This is a genomic window from Yersinia alsatica (genome assembly GCF_025133195.1).
Lineage (GTDB): Bacteria > Pseudomonadota > Gammaproteobacteria > Enterobacterales > Enterobacteriaceae > Yersinia > Yersinia alsatica.
The window spans coordinates 1,463,885-1,483,862 of sequence record NZ_CP104006.1 but is presented as its reverse complement, the minus strand read 5'-3'; the positions used below and the strand labels follow the sequence as shown (position 1 = coordinate 1,483,862).

The window sequence follows — 19,978 nt, the reverse complement described above, 5'->3', positions numbered from 1 at the left end:
CAAAAAAATAACGACCACTAAAAAGCATTAATAACGGTTCATTAAGTAGTGACGGAAATCATTGAGACGAGACTATAGACACCCTTTTGTAAATAAAGTAATTAAATAAAAATTAAAAACATTAATAGAATAAAAACAACAGGTTATGTGAAATTATATTAATTTTTAGATAAAAAACAAATAAATTAATAAAGTAATTCCTATTGTACTGAATTGTAATGCCTGATTTAATTATCGCCTTATTAAATTCAGTGGAAAGTTAATAAAGCAGGATATGACGACATATTATCACTCTCTATAATAACAAATATTAACGAGTGTATGGTTTGCTTTCTGCGCAAGATAAAAATCACTAGCATCGATAAGTCTCACTCGTTACATGCAGCCGTTGGCAGTAATGATAAAAATTAGCCTGACTATTATTCTGGATAAACCATGCAGAAAAACAAAGCTAAAGTAAGGGTTCATGAAAATGACTCCATACTGAAAACAATGACACTCGACATTAATAAATTAGGGCGTCCTTATCATAAGATACCTAAGATAGTGGGTGATTACTTTTCTGTTATTGAAAATAACATCAGCCTCTATTTCTTAAAAAAATATCGCATAAATATCACCTTAATAGATATTAAATTCGAAACAGACTGTAGCTATAAAAATGCGACGACACTCAGTAGCCAAATGGGTGATGTCGCATTTGATATTGACCGGACACTGCTGCTTAACATTCTTAATGACTATTATGGTTTAACCAAAGAAAAAAACACTATTTCTAACATAGATAACTCGCCAATAACGCAAACAGAGGAAAGGTTAAAAAACAAGCTCAGTCTTGAGATAGCCGAGCTTATTCTCAATCAACCCGTTTTTGGTGAACCACTAATAATAAAAAATAATAATGTCGCCCCTATCACTCATTGGTCATATCGTATGGACTTTTGGTTAAAGGGCTATGAGACATGTGGTTTCACATTACTTATTGACCTGCCCCATGTAGAACGATTCCTCAATACACTGAATCGTGAATCTCATGGGGAAAAGAAAAAAGCACAAACGTTATCAGTAGCACAATTTGATCAGCTAGTCAGAAAACTACCTATACGCCTCACCAGCCAATTATGTCTCAGTGAACTGACATTTTCTGAACTAATGGCATTACAAGAAGGGGATATTATCTCCGCCACTCTGCCAGAAAGTTTTCCGGTATTTATTGGTAAAGAACCTCTATTTAGCGCCGTGGTGACTGAAAGTCGCGGCAAGCTATTTTTATCTGAATTTAATGACAAAACTAATGAGATAAACCATGACTGACCAATCACTTGAACTCAATAATGACCTGGACTTTAATTTCTCAATGGAAGAAAGCGCAGCCAATATTCCCCCGACTGCCGAAGCCGTTGAGGTGACTACAATGGATGAGCACCTGCATGAACAGCAACGTAAAATATCACTGTTCAGCCGCATCCCTGTCACTTTAACGCTGGAAGTTGCCTCAGTAGATATCCCACTGTCAGAGTTGATGACCGTGAATAACGATTCAGTCATTGAGTTGGATAAATTGGCTGGCGAACCACTGGATATTAAAGTCAATGGCATCATGTTTGGGCAGGCAGAAGTGGTTGTGGTCAATGAAAAATATGGTCTGCGTATTGTCAGTTTCAACAATCAGGGCTTGGGTGAACTCGCGTTATGATCTTAAGCCGCCTACGGGTTATGACGGCCACCCTAATGAGTGGTGGCATATTTATCAGTGGATTACTGTATTCCCCCCTTCTTCTGGCACAAGAGGGCGGAATTACCCTGTTCAGCACTGTTCCTACGGCTGCGGGCCAAGATTATAACGTCAAAATTGAAATTCTGATCTTGATGACGTTGCTGGGTTTGCTGCCAATCATGATGTTAATGATGACCTGCTTCACCCGCTTTATTATCGTCTTGGCAATATTACGCCAAGCTTTGGGATTACAACAAAGCCCGCCCAATAAAGTGCTGACTGGAATTGCTCTCGCCCTAACCTTATTAGTGATGCGCCCGGTATGGACCAAAATTCATCAGGACGCCGTGATCCCTTTCCAAAATGACGAAATCACCTTGCCGCAAGCTATTAGTCGAGCTGAAGCTCCACTCAAAAACTATATGCTCGCGCAAACCAGTACTAAATCGCTGGAACAGATGATGGATATCGCTCAGGTCACCGGCGAGCCTCAGCAGCAAGATCTTACCGTGGTGACTCCGGCCTATATTCTTAGCGAGCTAAAAACCGCCTTCCAGATTGGCTTTATGATTTATATCCCTTTTTTGGTTATCGACCTGATTGTCGCCAGTATTCTGATGGCAATGGGCATGATGATGTTGTCACCGTTAATTGTCTCCTTGCCATTTAAATTGATGCTGTTTGTCTTATGCGATGGCTGGACATTAATTGTTGGCACGCTGACTGCCAGCGTGCAGGGGCTGTAGCATGATGACCACTGATATTGCTGGGGATATTATTGCGGCGGGGTTACATCTGGTGTTGATCATTTCCGTGGTCGCCATTATCCCCAGCCTATTAACTGGATTGCTGGTCAGCATCTTTCAGGCCACCACGCAGATTAATGAGCAAACTCTCAGCTTCCTGCCGCGGTTGGTAATGACCATGTTGGTGTTGATTTTTGCTGGCAAATGGATGCTGACCAAGCTGAGTGACTTCACCATCAATATTTTCCATCAAGCCGCGCAGTTGGTGGGATAAACAGTGATGGGAATTGATATTCAATCGCTAACAACGCCGCTATTTGCACTCTGGTTACCTTTTGTGCGGATTTTATCGTTTTTGCACTTTTGCCCCGTGATTCAACATCATGCCTTTACCCGCAAAGCAAAAATTGGCACCGCCTTACTGCTCGCTGTACTGATCACCCCGATGCTTAATCAGCCGGTGATTATCAGCGAATTATTATCCATGAATTCACTTTTGCTGGCGGGTGAGCAAATTTTGTGGGGCTGGCTATTTGGCTCAATGTTGCAATTGGTTTTTGCCGCATTGCAGGCCGCAGGGCAGATTTTATCTATGAATATGGGCTTAGGTATGGCGGTGATGAATGACCCCACTAGCGGTGCCTCTACGACAGTGATTTCACAGATTATTTTTGTCTTTAGTACCCTCATTTTTTTTACGCTGGATGGGCATTTACTGTTTGTCACCATCCTGTACAAAAGTTTCGTCAGTTGGCCGATAGGTGAGGCTATCAATGACTTTTCGCTGCGTTCTCTGGCGCTAAGCCTCGGTTGGATCATGTCATCCGCTACTCTGCTAGCGCTACCAACAACCTTTATCATGCTGATTGTTCAGGGATCTTTTGGCTTACTGAATCGTATATCACCGACGCTAAACCTATTCTCACTAGGGTTTCCAATCGGCATGTTATTCGGCCTGCTATGTCTGCTGTTACTGGCGATAAATGTACCGGATCACTATCTCAATTTAACCAACGAGATCCTGACCCAACTTGAACGAATGAAGGTGCGCTGATGTCGACCTCTAGCGGAGAGAAAAGCGAAAAACCCACCACGGGAAAACTGACGAAAGCCAGAAAGAAGGGGGATATTCCGCGCTCAAAAGATGTGACCATGGCGGCAGGATTAGTCGCATCGCTAATCACGCTGACACTCTTTCTCCCCTATTACAAAGAGCTGATTAAAGAGTCATTTCTAGCCGTTAGTCGCATGGCCGGCAGGATGAATGACCCCACCGCATTGGAACAATTACTACGAGTCAATCTGCTGATTTTCAGTAAATTTTTAGTCACACTGACCCCAATTCCATTGATCAGTATATTGGCAACCTTAATTCCTGGGGGCTGGAATTTCACCCCAGTAAAATTGCTGCCTGATTTTAAAAAGCTCAGTCCGTTGGCGGGTATTAAAAAAATATTTTCCGCCAGCAATGGGACTGAAGTACTGAAGATGTTGGCAAAGTGCAGCATTGTGCTTTACACCCTGTATCTGGTGGTCAGAAACTCACTGGCTGATTTATTGCGTTTACAAGCATTCCCCTTGCAGGAAGCTATTACTGAAGGCTTCAGCCTCTATCACGGTATTTTGGTGTATTTCATTACTATTATTGTGATATTTGCCGCCATAGATATTCCACTAAGCACTTATCTCTTCACCAAGAAAATGAAGATGACCAAACAGGAGGTCAAACAAGAACATAAAAGTAATGATGGTAATCCAGAAATTAAAGCCAGGGTGCGTCAATTACAACGGCAATTTGCAATGGGGCAGATTAATAAATCAGTGCCTAATGCCGATGTTATTATTACCAACCCAACACATTTCTCTGTTGCATTAAAATACGCGCCAGAGAAGGCCAGCGCTCCCTATATTGTTGCGAAAGGAAAAGATGATATTGCTTTATATATCAGGAGCGTGGCTGAAAAAAACAATATTGAAATTGTTGAGTTCCCACCTTTAGCACGGGCTATTTACCATACCACCAAGGTCAACCAACAGGTTCCAGCCCAGCTCTATCGCGCCATCGCTCAAGTACTGACTTATGTTATGCAGGTCAAATCTTGGCGCTCTGGTCTGGCCAATAAACCGGTATTAAATACCCGCCTTGGTATTCCCAAAGAGATGCAAAAATTCCATGATGAAAAATAAATTAAATAATCTTGCACATATATTGAAAGAGATACACATCACTGTTCCAATATTATTACTTTGTGTATTGGCAATGGTCATTTTGCCTCTATCCCCGATTGTATTGGATATTTTATTTACCTTTAATATTGTTTTGGCTGTATTGGTATTATTGGTCAGCGTAAACAGTAAACGGCCGCTAGATTTTGCAATATTTCCGACCATCCTGCTAATTGCGACCTTAATGCGTTTAACATTGAATGTAGCCTCAACCCGCGTGGTGTTACTCAATGGTCACGAAGGGCCGGGTGCTGCCGGTAAAGTGATTGAAGCATTTGGTCAGGTAGTGATTGGCGGCAATTTTGTGGTCGGCTTTGTCGTCTTTATCATTTTAATGATCATCAATTTTGTGGTCGTGACCAAAGGCGCTGAACGAATTTCCGAGGTCTCCGCCCGCTTTACTTTGGATGCCTTGCCTGGAAAACAGATGGCTATTGATGCCGATCTTAATGCCGGGTTAATTAATCAAGAACAAGCGCGTCTACGCCGTAAAGAGGTCGCCAGTGAAGCCGATTTCTATGGTGCGATGGACGGGGCCTCCAAGTTTGTTCGCGGTGATGCCATTGCCGGGATTATGATCTTGGTGATCAATGTTATCGGCGGTATTTGTATTGGTATTTTTAAATACGATCTCAGTGCCAGCCAATCATTTCAGCAATATGTATTACTCACCATTGGTGATGGCTTAGTCGCACAAATTCCCTCGCTGTTATTAGCCACTGCCGCAGCCATTATTGTCACCCGCGTCAGTGATGGTGGCGATATGACTGATGAAATTAAAGATCAGTTGCTGGCAAAACCGACCATTTTATATGCAGCCGCATTTGTGATGTTCATTCTCGCCATTGTGCCGGGGATGCCCCATCTCGCCTTTCTCAGTTTCACCGGATTACTGTTGTTCGCCGCTAGGCAGCAAAGTAAAAAAATACAGCAAGCGGATGTTGAACCCGATCTTACAGCCCTCAACCAAGCCATTTCTGATGATAATTCACTAAATATCAATTGGGATAATATTCCAGTTGTAGAGCCCATCGGCTTAAATCTGGGTTATAAATTGGTAACACTGGTCGATGAGTCAAAAGGCCGGCCTCTGACCCAACGCCTACGTGGTGTGCGGCAGATTATCTCGGAAACCTGCGGAATTTTATTACCCGAAGTTAAAGTGCGGGAAAATTTTCGGTTAAAACCGTCGCAATATAGTATCAATATTAATGGTGTCAAAGTCGCAGGGGGAGAAGTTCATATTGATAAACTGATGGCAATCCCGACCGCAGAACAATATGGGGAAGTAGATGGTATTCTGGCGACAGACCCAACCTATGGCCTAGCTGTAGTATGGATAGAGCCGCAAGATAAAACGAGCGCCCTAAACTTTGGTTATCAGATAGTAGATTGCGCCAGTGTGGTTGCTACCCATGTAAATAAAGTAGTACGTGACCATTTACCCATGTTATTTAACTACGATGATATAACTCAATTACAACAACGCCTTGAATCATTATCACCACGATTGGCCGAAGATTTAACCACCGCGCTTAATTTCAGTTTGCTGTTGAAAGTGTATCGCCAGTTATTAACCGATAATGTTTCGCTAAAGGATATTGTTACCATCGCCACCGCATTATTGGACAGTGCCACCCTAACCAAAGATGCTCTTTTATTGACCTCTGATGTACGTTACGCATTACGAACTGGGATCGTCAATAGCATCAATGGCGATGATAAAAACCTGGCGGTTTATACCATCAATAACGAATTAGAGAATATGTTACTTGGTTCGCTTAATCAGGCACAGCAAGCAGGAAAAGTCGTATTGGATAATTTCCCTGTCGATCCGAATATCTTGGCCCAGCTACAGCAAAATATGCCCATCATTAAAGAACAGATGAAAGCGGAAAATCACCAACCGATTTTGTTAGTAACACCGCAGTTACGGCCAGTAATTGCGCGTTATGCTCGGTTATTCTGCAATGGGTTAAATGTATTGTCTTATAACGAAGTGCCCGATGATATGGCACTGAATGTGATTGGTACGCTGGAATAAAGCTGGGCATCCCGAATCACTGACCTAACTCAGTGATTCGGATTTCAATGCAGCTTGCAGCGGCCTCGAAGAGAAAAATAATAGCGAGCAGCTAACAACCCTGCAGCTTCAAGAACGCAGGATTTAATTATCGATAAACGTCTGCTGCCACTCCATAATTGTTTTTGGTCTTTTCTCTTTATTTTCAGGCACATTAGTAAAATAGTGAACACGTAAGCTGCCATCTTTTTCTGGCGCGACAAAGGCGGCCCATATTTGGCCCGTACGGCTGTACATAATTATCGATGCCCGTTTATTTGCGGCACCTCTCACCCAGGTCGATAGTACTTTTGCACCTCGGTTATCCAGGTCATGGCTATAAATGTAGACGTTTGCCGACGCAACAAATTGCTCATAATTCTCGCCGACTAAATCACGGAATGATTTATCGACAGCGGCATCAGTAAAAATACCAATGGAGAGTAAACTTGGTGCCTCTCTGGGATCTTTCTCTGCCCTAACATATTGACCATCAATAAAAACATCTTTTGGCATCGAAATACGACACCCCCAGCTACCGTTGCTATGGACCTGAATGGAGCCATCTTTTGTTGGAATCAACAGTAACCGACAATTAGTTGTATTTTCAATGACATCAACTACGGCCAGCCCTTCAACTTTACGGGCCTCTGCTCGGAAATTACCCGCATTTTCACCCGACCAGGCACTACTATCAATACTGAATCCCCACTCTGTGACTCGATTAATTTTGATAATACCGCCACGGTCATTTCCTTTGGTGATATTCCACCATTGACCACTCCAGCCGAAATTTTTATCAATATCAGACATGGAAGCAATGCCCTGAAAATAAGCGCGTTGAATACAACTATCACTGGTACAGCTATTTAGGGCTTTTTCCCATGCTCGCCGCTGTTGGTAAACAGTTTCAGTATCATATTTCACTAGCATTGCCTGATAAATGTCACTGAATGTCTGATCCAGCCAATGTAAATCCTCATCACTACACACAGTGTACTCAACCGGTGTCGCGGCACGTTGGCAGTTAATGGCAAAAGCGGATGATGAGAGAATCATCATCAACAGAAAGAAAATACCGCGAAAATAAGCCATATTTATTATTTAACCTGATGAAAAGTATGTTTTTTATTATTTGTGAGATGACATAAAGCATGCTCACTATATCTTTTTTATGATCAAAAATCTTTAATAGACAATAAAAAGCCACCAATGTGGGCTCAACAATCAGCACAATCTGGTGGCTTATACTCTTTATTACGACAGTAATTTCTATTACTTAATTTTAATCTCTATTTTTGACACTATTAAGACACTTGAGCATTATCTGACAGATTAAAAACAGCAACGGCCTCAGTTAATTGACGGGCTTGTTCTTCGAGTGAAGCTGCGGCGGCGGCTGACTCCTGTACCAGAGAGGCATTTTGCTGTGTCACACCGTCCATTTCTGCCACTGCCTGACCAATTTGGCTTATTCCTCGGCTTTGCTCATCAGAAGCTGAGGCTATTTCGCCCATAATATCCGTCACATTGGTGACGGCCTGAACAATACTGTTCATCGTTTCTCCGGCTTCTGAGACTTGTTTAGATCCTATATTGACCCGAGATACCGATTCACTAATAAGCCCCTCAATCTCTTTGGCCGCCTGTGCACTACGTTGCGCCAAATTGCGAACTTCGCTGGCAACCACCGCAAAACCACGTCCCTGCTCGCCTGCACGTGCAGCTTCAACCGCGGCGTTTAATGCCAGAATATTCGTCTGAAAGGCAATGCTGTTTATCACGCCAATAATATCGGCAATACGCCGCGAACTGTCGGTAATACTGCTCATAGTGGCGACTACATCATTGACAATACGCCCGCCATTTTGTGCCGTAGTGGAAGCATTTTCCGCCAGCTTACTGGCCTGATGGGCATTTTCTGCATTCTGTTTTACCGTTGCATTCAGCTGTTCCATGCTGGCCGCAGTCTCTTCCAGCGCCGCAGCTTGTTGTTCTGTACGCGAAGAGAGGTCGGCATTCCCTGCTGCAATTTCCCCTGCGCCGGTATAAATCGCATCGGTGCTATTGCGAATGGTTGATACTGTATTCACCAGGCTATTTTGCATTTCACGCAAATAAGGGATTAACTGCCCAACACAGTTGCGGCCAAACTCAGCCATTGGGCGGCCTAATTGCCCCTCAGCTAAACGCTTAAAGTGCAATTTAATGGAATTAAGCGGGCGCACCAAGTAGGCAACGATGTAACGGTCAGTTAAGAATAAAATGATCACCCCCGCAATTAGGGCCGCCAGTAGTGCTCGTTGGCACCATTCGACTAATAACTGAACCCGCACACTTGCCGCTTCTGTTGCCTCATTAACGGTAGAGTTATATTTCTCCACCGCCGCACCAAACTCGCGACTTAATGGCGGATAAACGTTGTTAAACAGCTTGTTATAATCCTCAACGCGATTTTCGGTCACCGCCTTAAACATCGGCTCAATCCCTTTACTCAACAATGTTGACCAGCTCTCGATGGTTTTATCCGTCAATGGAGGGTCCATACCTTCATGAGATTGCAGCTTAAACTTCTCCAGTGCTTCTTGAGTAATTTTAAAGGCGACACCTGCCGACGCTAATTCACGATCAGCATCTGCAACCGCCCCATTTTGACGATAAGCTGCTGCACGACTCAAACGTGTTACCACGCGGAAATATTGGTCATTACCACGATTAATAATATTAATGTTTTTCTGTTGGCTAGAACTCTGCTGTAAGGAGTGAGTCAATTGGTTAAGTGAAAATAATGTAAAGGTGGATACCGCCCCCCAGAGTAACAAAAATATAACAAGAATAGATAATAACGCCATCCTGATGGTGATATGTTTTAGAAAATTCACGGGAATACCCCTGTGTTTTATTTTTTTAGTTTATTTCCTTGAGATTTCAAGGTGTTTATCGCTGATAATTTCCGCAAGGAAAAAGGCTTATTATCAGGATTAGGCATCAAAATAGCATAAAACCAATACAAAAGATCAAGATGACCGATCAATAATAACCAACTGATTGATTTCATCTATTAAAATGTAAATAACGATCGCTAATTTTGATCGAAAAATGATTAGTAACCCTCAGTGTTTACCGCAGAATATGTATTTATTATGAATATAAATACAGCACCAGAATGTCTATTAAGTGTTGGGATAGTTAGCCTATTAATTAATTTATTTACAGATAGCTCATTAGCTCTTTTTACAACAACAGAATTAAATATCTTATTAAATAAGATTGGGCGCGATAAATAAAAAACTAACAAAAATTCATATCAAACCATCAGGTGCGATATACAGCAGAATTTATCTATTTATTCATGTTGATTCTTTTGCCATTTTTTAAGTCAAGAAATACAACCGGGGGAATAACCATTTTATGCATTGAGCGACGACTAGATGCATACCTGTAAGGCCAATGAGGAACATTGAGAAAGATTGAGAGTAAAGCAGACAAGCAATGCCCTGCCGCTCAGTGGTTTGCTAAATACTCCGGCGTCAGTAGCCGCGCCTCATCCAGCTTGCCATTCGCCGTGAGTGGCATTTCAGTTAATAGATACAATTGATGTGGCACCAGATAGTCTGGTAACCGGCAAGCCAGATCGCCCAAAATTCGGCAAGGCTCCGGTGAGCATGATAGTGAGCAAGAGCACGTCGCAAAAGCCAATAACGTCTTCCCCTGCTGGCGTACCATCACCCTCACTTGTGAAAGCAAAGGACATACCTGACTAAGCTGAGATTCAATCTCATTAATATCAATCAGATAACCATTAATATGCACTTCATCTGCAATTCGGCCCAAAAAGCGGAATTCTCCCGTAGCCCATTGGCAAGCTTTATCTCCAGTGCGATAAAGACGTACTGGCTGACCATCGGGCTGCTGCCAATCAATAAAGCGGCTGGCGGTGAGTTGTGGCTGATTAAGATAACCGCGAGCCAAGCCAATACCGGTTAAACACAGCTCACCAGCAGTGCCTGTTGGGCACGGAGCGCCCTGTTCATCAAGTATCCAAGCTTGCATCTGGCTGATAGGATTACCAATATTGACTGTCTCATTTGGTTTCAAGCGGGCACAAAGTGCGGTTACCGTACATTCAGCCGGGCCATACATATTGTACAGTTCAACCCGTCCGGCCCAGCGTTCGGCCTCAGTTTGAGGGCAATCTTGCCCCCCAACTATCATCACCGACAGTTTTTGCAGATCATTAGGATTTAAGCCTGTCAGCCACGCGGTCGGTAGTAATAAATGAGTCGCTGACCTAGCCTCAGCCTGATGAATCATACTGACGTCAGCCAGCGCAGAGATTAAACACGCCCCGGCAATCAGTGGCAGCAAGGTGGCCATATTACCCGCATCAAATGCCAGCGACAGTGTGTTATAAACCCGACTCTCCGCACAAACACCAAGACGCTGCTGATGATCCAGTAAAACATTCGCCAGCGCGCGGTGCTCAATCATGACGCCCTTTGGGATGCCAGTAGAACCAGAGGTATAGACTACCATGGCCAGCTGTTCTGGGCGGCGAATGAATACCGGCGGCTGTTCGGCAGACCAAGAATGCATTGCCCGACGAAAAGAAAGGGCGGAAATATCGAAATAGCGGCAATTAGGCCAGAGCAATAATTGCTCAGCAGAGCCGCAGCCCAGAATGACCGCCAAACGAGCATCCGTCATACAGTGAGTCAGGCGAGCCAATGAAGCATGGCTATCTAAAGGAACATAGGCCGCGCCAGCTTTCCAGATTGCCAATATGGCAACCAATAGATAGGGATCAGCCGAGGTTAACACCCCAATCAAGGAGTGCGGGCCGATGCCCTGTTGATGCAGCCAACCGGCAATACGGTTGGCATCCTGATTAAGCTGAGCATAGCTGACGTATTCATCATTAATATAATGCTGAGCAGCAATATGCTCCGGTACCTGTAAGCACTGTGCTTCGATCAAATCGGTCACAGTGAGCGCTGTCAGGTTATTCATTCCAAATATCATCCATCAAGCATTATTTTTTAATACATTAAGGTCAAATAACCTGTGAGCAGAAAATAATGCCCATTACGCCGACAGTGTCGCACCACCATCCACCACGATATCTTGCATCGTGATATGGCTGGCTAAATCTGACGCCAGAAATACGACGGTATTGGTAATCTCTTGCGGTGTGGCAATTTTACCCAGAGGGATCCCTAACTTATATTGCAGCGGGAAACCGGCAATCGTCTGTTGTTGGGCATCTTCACTGTGCCACATACCGCGCTGCATCAGGGTATCGGTGGAACCGGGCGAAACCAGATTGCACCGCACCCCATACGCCGCCAACTCTAACCCGACACAGTGGCTCAAGCTGGTTAATGCGGCTTTAGATGCGCAATAAGCAGACATTTTGATACGTGGCACATGGGCCGCATTGGAGCCAAGAGTGACTACCGCACCATATCGCTGCTGTTTAAACTGCGGGATTAATTGACGTAAAAGATAGAAAGCACCGGAAACATTCACATTAAAACATTGTTGCCAATCTTCCAGACTCAGCTCCTCGGTATCAGCCATGCGCAGGATGCCGGCACCATTGACCAAGATATCGAGACGTGGAACTTCACTCAGAAGATGCTGGCACACCAATTCCACTTGCTGCGGGTGACTGATATCCAGCAGTGCAGTAGTAAATGGGTAGCCCTGCGCAGCCGAAGTAGGGTCAGCATGGAAGCTTTTATCCAGCCCCACGACGTCCGCTCCTAGCGCAAAAAACTGACAGGCAATCTGATAGCCAATCCCCTGCCCGGCCCCAGTCACCCAAACACGTTTACCGGTAAAATCCAGCTGCGCAACCAACGTGGCGGCTGGCATACTTTTAGCGGATGAAATCTGATTTGCCGCCATTATTCTGCCCCTGCCAAGGTCAAATTATCAGTCCGAGTCGCTCGCTGCTGTTCCAGCAGTTGCCACCAAGCATTCAAGCTCGGATTTTTGGCTAAATCGACAAAGCTCAGCTCAATTCCCTGCTGACGCCACTGTGTAGCCAGCGCCATGATATGCACTGAATTCAAACCATAATCGATGAGGTTTTCATCTGCATCGAACTCTTCAGCACTTTCATCAATTAGAGCCAACAACTGCTGTTTGAGCTCTTCTTTACTGAAATTAGCGGTTTGCTTATTCCCATGAGCCACAATCTCCTCGGTAAAAATAACCCGCCCACTGCGCGTTGCCACATACTTAAGCGCCATCAAATGCTCATCCAACGAGAAATCAGCAACCGCATCAGCAACCATAAATGGCTGAATATCTTGCATAAAAGCATCTGTAGCCGTTGTTAGGCACCCGATATGACCATAAATACCGCAGATGACCAACTGATCACGGCCCTTGTCAGTCATGATTTGGCGTAATGGCGAGCGGTAAAATGCACTGTATCGCCATTTGACCAGCACTTCGTCATCTTCATCTGGGGTCAGCTCTGATACCACTCGCTGTTTCGCCGGATGATTATTTAAACCCGCGCCCCACATATCATTAAGCAGCGCGCGATCTTCAGCACTTTGATGATTGGGTTGGGCGGTGTAGATAACTGGGACTCCCTGCTGTTTGCAATAATTTCGCAACGCAGCAATATTAGCGATAACCTGCTGTATCAACGGGTTATTCTCACCATAAAAGCTGACAAAATAGTCCTGCATATCGTGAATCAGTAACACTGCGCGGGCCGGGTTAAACTGCCAATTCACTTTATTGGCCGGAAATTGCCCCACGTTAGGGAGGTCATAAGCAGGAAGAACAGGGATAGCCATGATAAAATCCTTATTTGCTAAGCGTACTGAGGCGGTCTTGAATATCCTGACGTAGCCGCTTTTTATCTATCTTGCCGACTGGCGTAACAGGCAGACTGGCAACCATTTCAAAACGGTCGGGCAATTTGAAATCAGCCACTCCCATCTCACGCAGATATTTGCGTAATGTGACCGGTTTCAGACCGGCATCTGTGGTGACAATAAAAGCACAGCTTTTCTCCCCCATTATTTCATCTGGCATTGAAACCAACGCCGCGTGAATAATGCCGTCATGGGCCACCAGCAAGTTTTCAATCTCTTCCGCGGCAATCTTTTCACCACCCCGGTTAATCTGATCTTTCTCTCGCCCGACGACCCGTAAATAGCCTTCTTCGGTCATCTGTACCAAATCGCCTGAGTGGTAAAAACCTTCGTTATCAAAGGCATTGGCGTTGTGGGTTGGGCTACGGTAATAGCCACGGAAGGTATAGGGGCCACGAGTGACCAACGCGCCAACTTCACCGACAGCGACAGCTACCCCGGCGCTATCAACCACTTTGATTTCATCATCTTCACTGATAGGGCAGCCTTGAGTGGTGAACACCAGGTGGTCACTGTCATCAAAGCGGGTGTAATTCACCAACCCTTCCGCCATGCCCAGCACCTGCTGTAATTGGCAACCCAGAATCTGTGGAATACGTCGCGCCAATGACTCACTGAGCTTCGCACCGCCGACCTGCAATACCTGCAAACTGGCCAAGTCATTAGCAAAATGCTCCGCAGCCTGTAACCACAGGGCCACCGCGGGCGGAACCAAAGAAGTGAAGGTAATTTGATGACGTTTAATCAGTGGGAAGCAACTCATGGCACTTGGATCAGGCGCTAACACTACACAGCCGCCCGCATAGAAAATGCCTAAGGCTCCCGGTGAACTTAGCGGATAATTATGGGCTGCTGGTAAGGCACAGAGGTAGCGGGTGTGTTCATCGAGCTGACAGATTTCCGCACTGGCGCGCACACTGTAGTAATAGTCATTGTGAGTGCGGGGGATCAGTTTTGGCGTGCCGGTGCTGCCACCAGAAAGCTGGAAAAAAGCCACGCAGTCAGCCGCTGATGGATGAAACTCTGCGGCTTCATCATCTGATTCATCGGCATACAGCAGTGCTTCCAGCGATTGGGCATAATCGGTATTTCCCGCCACAATCACCACGTCCAGCATTGGCACTTTTTGTTGTAGCTGGGTGCAATAATTCCCCTCAGCAAACAGACTATGACCAGCATGAGCAATCAGCAGTCGCGGCTGAATCTGTTCAATATACGCATTTAATTCCAATCGGTTATGACTGAACAGGGCATTAACTGGCGCAACACCCATTTTTAATAATGCGAAATAGACCAGATAAAACTCGGCACAATTGGGCAGTTGAACCAAAGCCGTGTCGCCACACCGCAAGCCAAGCTTTGTCAGGCGAACAGCCAACCGCTGGGCGGCCTGCTCGAATTGTGCATAGCTGATATGGCGCTCACCACAAATGATTGCCGTCGCATCGGGCCGTATCTGGCATTGACGGGCTAAAATCTCGGTCATCGGCTGATCAGTCCAATAGCCTTTTTCGCGATAACGGCGGGCAAATTCATCTGGCCAGCGGGTAAATTCGATGCTCATGGCTGCTCTCCTGAAGGTCTAATCGCCAGAGCATTGAGCATGGTGCCCAATTTGGCTTCGGTTTCTGCCCATTCCAGCGCGGGCTGTGAAGCTGCAACAATGCCCGCACCGGCAAATAATCGAACCTGAGTCGGATGCACAGTGGCACAGCGGATGATAACCGCCCACTCGCCATTACCCTGCTCATCACACCAGCCGACAATCCCGCTGAATAAACCGCGATCAAAGGGCTCCAATTGGTTGATTAACTGCCGGGCTTTTTGTGTGGGTAAACCACACAAAGCGGGAGTCGGGTGCAACAAATTCGCCAGTTCCAACACCGGCATATCCGGGTTTTCCAACTCACCACTGATGGCGGAAGATAAGTGCCATAGTGCAGCAGTGTTAATCAATGAAGGTTGTGAGGGAATATTCAGAGTGCGGCAATGCGGTGCCAGCAAGCGGCGAATTTCATCGATAACCAGACGATGTTCATATTGGTCTTTCGCTGAATCCAATAGCGTCTGACTGATAGCCAAATCATCCTGCGGATCAACCTGACGTTTTGCCGACCCAGCTAATGGATTGGTATAGACGCCAGATTGATGCTTACGTACCAATAATTCAGGGCTCGCCCCAAGCAGTACCCCACCATCAGCCAAAGGCACCCGGAAGTGGTGTGCTGCGCTGTTTTGGACCAGTAAATGATTCATAACCTGATCACTATCAACCGGGCTATCAGTATCAATTTCCAGAATGCGCGAAAGCACAACTTTATGGATTGCTCCGCGCTGGCAAGCCGAAACCGCCTCAGCAACACACTGTTTAAATTGACTTTCATCCGGCAAACTGCGCACTGCACCTACAGCCACGGGGCTGCGATGTACAACTTGCGCTGCATCGACCAAAGCTTGTCGATCACAAAGCTGATAATGTTCTGGTACAAATAAACACGATGCCTGACTGGCATCAAAAGGAATTGCCCCAACAATGATAGGTTGTTGCTGCCCGGCATGACGTGCACGCTGAAATGCCTGTTTTAAGGTATTTTGCAGAGAATTATCATTACCAGCATGACCTTGTGCTGCTTGATGAATTCGCTCGAAGATACCCTGAGTTTTGATACTCTGGTGTCTTGAAGTGAATAAAAATGCTGAGGGTACGGCTGAAAACGGCGAATTAACGGGCATTTCTTCAGAGCTGCCATGTTCTTCAGAGTTGCTGTATCGCACAGAGACCTCCACTGCGATGTAAATAGTAATCTAAATAATAATTACTATCACTCCCTTTCGTGCGTGGTAAATTACGACTAAGTATTCACATTGTCAATCAATGTAAAGATATTATTATTAACCATTACTAATATGTACCTAATAGATTTCAGAGTGCAGGAAGGCAGTAAAGGGGTTATCCCGACGAGTTTGAATCAATATGTGGCTCAAACAACAGGGGCAACCAACACACCTGCAACTTGAAAAATGACGGGTACAAATAGGAAGAGAAAACGCCATTATGTCCCTTGGTATCCATCATATTCAGCACAAAAAATTCCGTTCAGTATTGACTGGCTTGGGGATTTTGAGCCTTATTTTCTGCTTATCCGGCTGTAAACCGGCTGAAGAAACAACAGGTAAGCAAGCCTCTCCATCAGACAGTGAAAACACATCTACATGGTCGCGTACCGTGGAAACGGCGAAAGGCCCGGTGACACTGACACATCAGCCAATGCGTATTGTGTCCACCAGCATTACCATCACCGGTACTTTGCTGGCGATCAATGCGCCGGTAATTGCTACTGGGGCCACCGTGCCCGACACCACAGTCGCCGATCATCAAGGTTTCTTTACCCAATGGTCAGATGTTGCACAAGCTAAAAAACTCGTTCCTATGTACCAGACAGAACCTAATGCCGAAGCTGTTGCGGGTATGAATCCAGATTTGATTATCATTTCTGCCACTGGCGGAGATTCGGCATTGAAGTTATATGAGCAATTGTCAGCAATCGCCCCCACTCTGGTGATTAATTACGATGACAAAAGCTGGCAAGAGTTGGCCATAGCACTGGGACAAGCAACCGGGCATGAAGCTGATGCCCAGCAAGTGATTGATAATTTCACTCGTCGGCTCAATGAGGTAAAGCAGAATATTACTCTGCCACCACAACCGACTTCAGCATTTGTCTATCAGGCTGCGGGCAGCACCGCCAATTTGTGGACCGAAAATTCCGCACAGGGAAAATTGTTGCAGGAGCTGGGCTTCACACTGGCAGAAGTTCCTGACGCAGTGAAGGGCAACACCAGTATGGGGCACCGCAAAGATATCATCCAACTGGGCGGAGAAAAGCTAGCCGAAGGTCTTAACGGCGAGACTATTTTGCTGTTTTCTGGTGATCAACCGGCGATAGATGCCTTGAAAAGTAATAAATTTTTAGCTCATATCCCAGCAATTGAACACAATCGAGTTTATGCTGCAGGCTATGATACATTCCGCCTGGATTATTATAGTGCGAGTAATTTGTTAGCGCGGATTGAGACGATGTTTAAGGCAAAGCCATAATCTTGGGTATGGGAGGACGAATTTGTCCTCCTTACTATTTGCAACTAGCATGAAATATTTTTATAACGATCGACATAACTCACTATACATATACCGAAGCAAAGACTTAAATACCAAAATATAAATATCACTCGACATTTATATTTATTTAGCAATTAATAAACAACGAAAAATATAACCAAGAAATATCTTATATTATGGCAATTAAATATCATCAGCCTTTATTGCTATAAATAAAAGAAAGAAAACAGGGTATAGGATCACGTCACCACCACGTTATCTCTTATAGTTATTGATTTAATTCTTCGCCGCGTATCTAATAAAACCTCACATTACCCCCCAGCCCTTTATACTGCGGCATTGCTGGCGATTACAGCCACTGCTATGGATCAGTGCTTGGCAGTTCACTGGGGTGTGATAGGCCGTCTTGCGGGATTCATCGGGTATAAATTTAATGTTTTATGTGGAACAGCTGAATGACTGCTGAAAATAAAAACGCAGCGCCTGCTGCAAGGAAGAGCTTTATCAAATATGGACTTTGGGCTGCGGGAGCTATTTTGGCTGTCTCTGCTATTGCATGGGGAATTCAACGAATTGGGTCCGCTGAACATTATATTCAGCCGCCAAGTGAACTCGTTTGGCATAATAATCTAAAAGTTGATTTACATCATCCTGACGTGCTCATCGAAAGCGAATCTCTGAGTAAATTACCCAATGACTTACTCACTATTCCCTTCTTGCGAGCCACTCTTACAGAAGATTTTGTCTTCTATTATGAGAATAATGCTGACCGCCTAGGTTTAATTGGCAGCTTGCGCAGAATTGCCTTCGAGCATGATTTAACTCTGCGTGACAATTTCCTGGAAATGCTGCTCGACCAGCCAGCCAATATAGCCCTTTGGCATGATGATCTTGGCAAGTTGAATCACTTTATGGCAGTGATCAAGCGCGGTGGTCTGACTCGCCTGCTAGAACCCTTGGCGAAGGCCGCAGCAGAAGATACACAACTGGAAATCACCGACTTTTCACAACTGAAAGTCGGCAGTGAAGCGATTCCCGTTTACCAGTGGCATTATGGGGGCAATAAACAGCTATTTTTTGCCAGCCACGGCGATAACCTTTTGCTGTTTTCCGATATCGACATGCTGTATGACCAGGATTCTCCTTCCAAGGACTCTACTCAGATAACCAGCATATTATTGAGTGGTACGAATCCGTGGCCTGAAAGTTTTGGCCTGAAAAATCGTGCAGGGGCAAGTGAGGCGGGATCAGAATCCACTAAAAATACCTCGCCTTTAGCCCACCGAATTTCGGTCAGTGCGAACTATCTAGGCTTTGGTTACCAGCGTTTTATTCCGGCATTTGCCGGTGTACGTTTCGAGATGGGGCCGCAAGGTTGGCAAAGCTATTTGGCGCTGAATGATAAACAACAAGGAGAAAATAGCAGTTTTGATCTCTCTCCGGTTTGGCAAGCCATGCCAATGGGGGCCAGCCTCTGTGTGGCGCTACCTGTATCGCAAAGTGTGCCAGAGTATTTGTTCCAACGTATTGATGCCATCGACAGCAAAAGCGCGGCAGACTTCCCATTGGCATTAAATAGGGCCAGCGGCTTATGTTGGTATGCTGACTCGCATCTGTATACACCGTTATTTGTCAGCCAGTTAGAACAAACGGCCAATGCGCAAACCGATGAAACTTTGGCAGGCATGTTTACCAAGGTGATCGGCGCCAGAGAAAAACAGCCTATTCCCGTGGAAGCTACCGCAAATCATCACGGACATCTGTGGCAACGAGAAGTCAGTTCCCGCTATGGTCAGTACCCCGCGAGTGATGCCAAAGATCAAGACAGTCTGCTGGGCAGCCAGTTCTTCCGTGTCAGTCTGGCACGACATGGTCAAATCCTGTTGTTCTCTCTGGATGACAAACTGGTGAATAAGGCGTTGCAAACGCTGGATAAAAACTTCCCCCCCATTGCAGATGTGTTGCCACAACAAGCCGTGGTGCCGGTTTACATGGCCCCCGAAGCGCTGTCTGAATTATTTAAGCAGGAAGTATTCGCCAGCCTGCCAAAGAATGTCGAACCCATATTTTATAACGCCGCACAAACTTTGTTGTTACCCAAATTAAGTGCATTAGCCGCACAACAACGTTATGCCTTAATTCTGCCTGCTGATACCGAGCTCAATGAGTCTTGGCAGTGGTTGCCACTGAAATGGCAGGAACTATGAC

Annotated in this window: 16 protein-coding genes; 9 read left to right on the top strand and 7 right to left on the bottom strand. The window is 45.3% G+C overall.

The window, feature by feature from the left end; all coding sequences use genetic code 11:
• Positions 1–435: 435 nt before the first annotated feature.
• The 7 genes from N0H69_RS06455 to N0H69_RS06425 are packed head-to-tail and all read left to right on the top strand — an operon-like array spanning position 436 to position 6,733.
• Complete coding sequence (locus tag N0H69_RS06455; protein ID WP_050150799.1) at positions 436–1,314, top strand: FliM/FliN family flagellar motor switch protein; 879 nt, start codon at positions 436–438, stop codon at positions 1,312–1,314.
• Positions 1,307–1,696, top strand: a complete 390-nt coding sequence (gene fliN / locus N0H69_RS06450; RefSeq protein ID WP_050134270.1) for a flagellar motor switch protein FliN — start codon at positions 1,307–1,309, stop codon at positions 1,694–1,696. The genes N0H69_RS06455 and fliN overlap by 8 nt, the downstream gene beginning before the upstream one ends.
• Positions 1,693–2,463, top strand: coding sequence for a flagellar type III secretion system pore protein FliP (gene fliP / locus N0H69_RS06445; RefSeq protein WP_145538229.1), 771 nt, complete (start codon positions 1,693–1,695; stop codon positions 2,461–2,463). Before fliN ends, fliP begins: the two co-directional genes overlap by 4 nt.
• 1 nt (position 2,464) lies before the next feature.
• Positions 2,465–2,737, top strand: coding sequence for a flagellar biosynthesis protein FliQ (fliQ, locus tag N0H69_RS06440; RefSeq protein WP_050123454.1), 273 nt, complete (start codon positions 2,465–2,467; stop codon positions 2,735–2,737).
• Positions 2,738–2,743: 6 nt separating this feature from the next.
• Positions 2,744–3,517 (top strand): flagellar biosynthetic protein FliR, encoded by a 774-nt coding sequence (fliR, locus tag N0H69_RS06435; protein WP_050123451.1) that lies wholly within the window; start codon positions 2,744–2,746, stop codon positions 3,515–3,517.
• Positions 3,517–4,650 carry a flagellar biosynthesis protein FlhB gene (gene flhB, locus N0H69_RS06430; protein WP_050150797.1) on the top strand — a complete coding sequence of 378 codons (1,134 nt, stop codon included), beginning with the start codon at positions 3,517–3,519 and terminating at the stop codon, positions 4,648–4,650. Before fliR ends, flhB begins: the two co-directional genes overlap by 1 nt.
• Positions 4,637–6,733: a flagellar biosynthesis protein FlhA gene (locus N0H69_RS06425; RefSeq protein WP_072077435.1), complete on the top strand. Its 2,097-nt coding sequence runs from the start codon at positions 4,637–4,639 to the stop codon at positions 6,731–6,733. The genes flhB and N0H69_RS06425 overlap by 14 nt, the downstream gene beginning before the upstream one ends.
• A gap of 123 nt (positions 6,734–6,856) precedes the next feature.
• Here N0H69_RS06425 and N0H69_RS06420 read toward each other — a convergent pair whose 3' ends face one another.
• The 7 genes from N0H69_RS06420 to N0H69_RS06390 form a co-directional block, all read right to left on the bottom strand.
• Positions 6,857–7,846, bottom strand: coding sequence for a lysozyme inhibitor LprI family protein (locus N0H69_RS06420; protein ID WP_375541933.1), 990 nt, complete (start codon positions 7,844–7,846; stop codon positions 6,857–6,859).
• A 212-nt stretch (positions 7,847–8,058) separates the two neighbouring features.
• Positions 8,059–9,633, bottom strand: coding sequence for a methyl-accepting chemotaxis protein (locus N0H69_RS06415; protein WP_050108517.1), 1,575 nt, complete (start codon positions 9,631–9,633; stop codon positions 8,059–8,061).
• A gap of 622 nt (positions 9,634–10,255) precedes the next feature.
• Positions 10,256–11,761, bottom strand: coding sequence for an amino acid adenylation domain-containing protein (locus N0H69_RS06410; protein ID WP_050150795.1), 1,506 nt, complete (start codon positions 11,759–11,761; stop codon positions 10,256–10,258).
• A gap of 75 nt (positions 11,762–11,836) precedes the next feature.
• Positions 11,837–12,613, bottom strand: coding sequence for a 2,3-dihydro-2,3-dihydroxybenzoate dehydrogenase (gene dhbA / locus N0H69_RS06405; protein WP_301280486.1), 777 nt, complete (start codon positions 12,611–12,613; stop codon positions 11,837–11,839).
• A 47-nt stretch (positions 12,614–12,660) separates the two neighbouring features.
• A complete protein-coding gene (locus N0H69_RS06400) occupies positions 12,661–13,569 on the bottom strand; it encodes an isochorismatase (RefSeq protein ID WP_050123442.1) in 909 nt (302 codons plus the stop codon).
• A gap of 10 nt (positions 13,570–13,579) precedes the next feature.
• A complete protein-coding gene (locus N0H69_RS06395; RefSeq protein WP_050150794.1) occupies positions 13,580–15,214 on the bottom strand; it encodes a (2,3-dihydroxybenzoyl)adenylate synthase in 1,635 nt (544 codons plus the stop codon).
• Positions 15,211–16,383: an isochorismate synthase gene (locus N0H69_RS06390; RefSeq protein WP_050108727.1), complete on the bottom strand. Its 1,173-nt coding sequence runs from the start codon at positions 16,381–16,383 to the stop codon at positions 15,211–15,213. The genes N0H69_RS06395 and N0H69_RS06390 overlap by 4 nt, the downstream gene beginning before the upstream one ends.
• Before the next feature lie 322 nt (positions 16,384–16,705).
• On the opposite strand from N0H69_RS06390, the gene fepB reads away from it, so the two are divergent.
• Both fepB and N0H69_RS06380 read left to right on the top strand, forming a co-directional pair.
• Positions 16,706–17,749, top strand: coding sequence for a Fe2+-enterobactin ABC transporter substrate-binding protein (gene fepB / locus N0H69_RS06385; protein ID WP_050108524.1), 1,044 nt, complete (start codon positions 16,706–16,708; stop codon positions 17,747–17,749).
• Positions 17,750–18,225: 476 nt separating this feature from the next.
• On the top strand, positions 18,226–19,977 hold the full coding sequence (locus N0H69_RS06380) for a DUF2138 domain-containing protein (RefSeq protein WP_050150792.1): 1,752 nt from the start codon (positions 18,226–18,228) through the stop codon (positions 19,975–19,977).
• The last annotated feature ends 1 nt before the right edge of the window (position 19,978 follow it).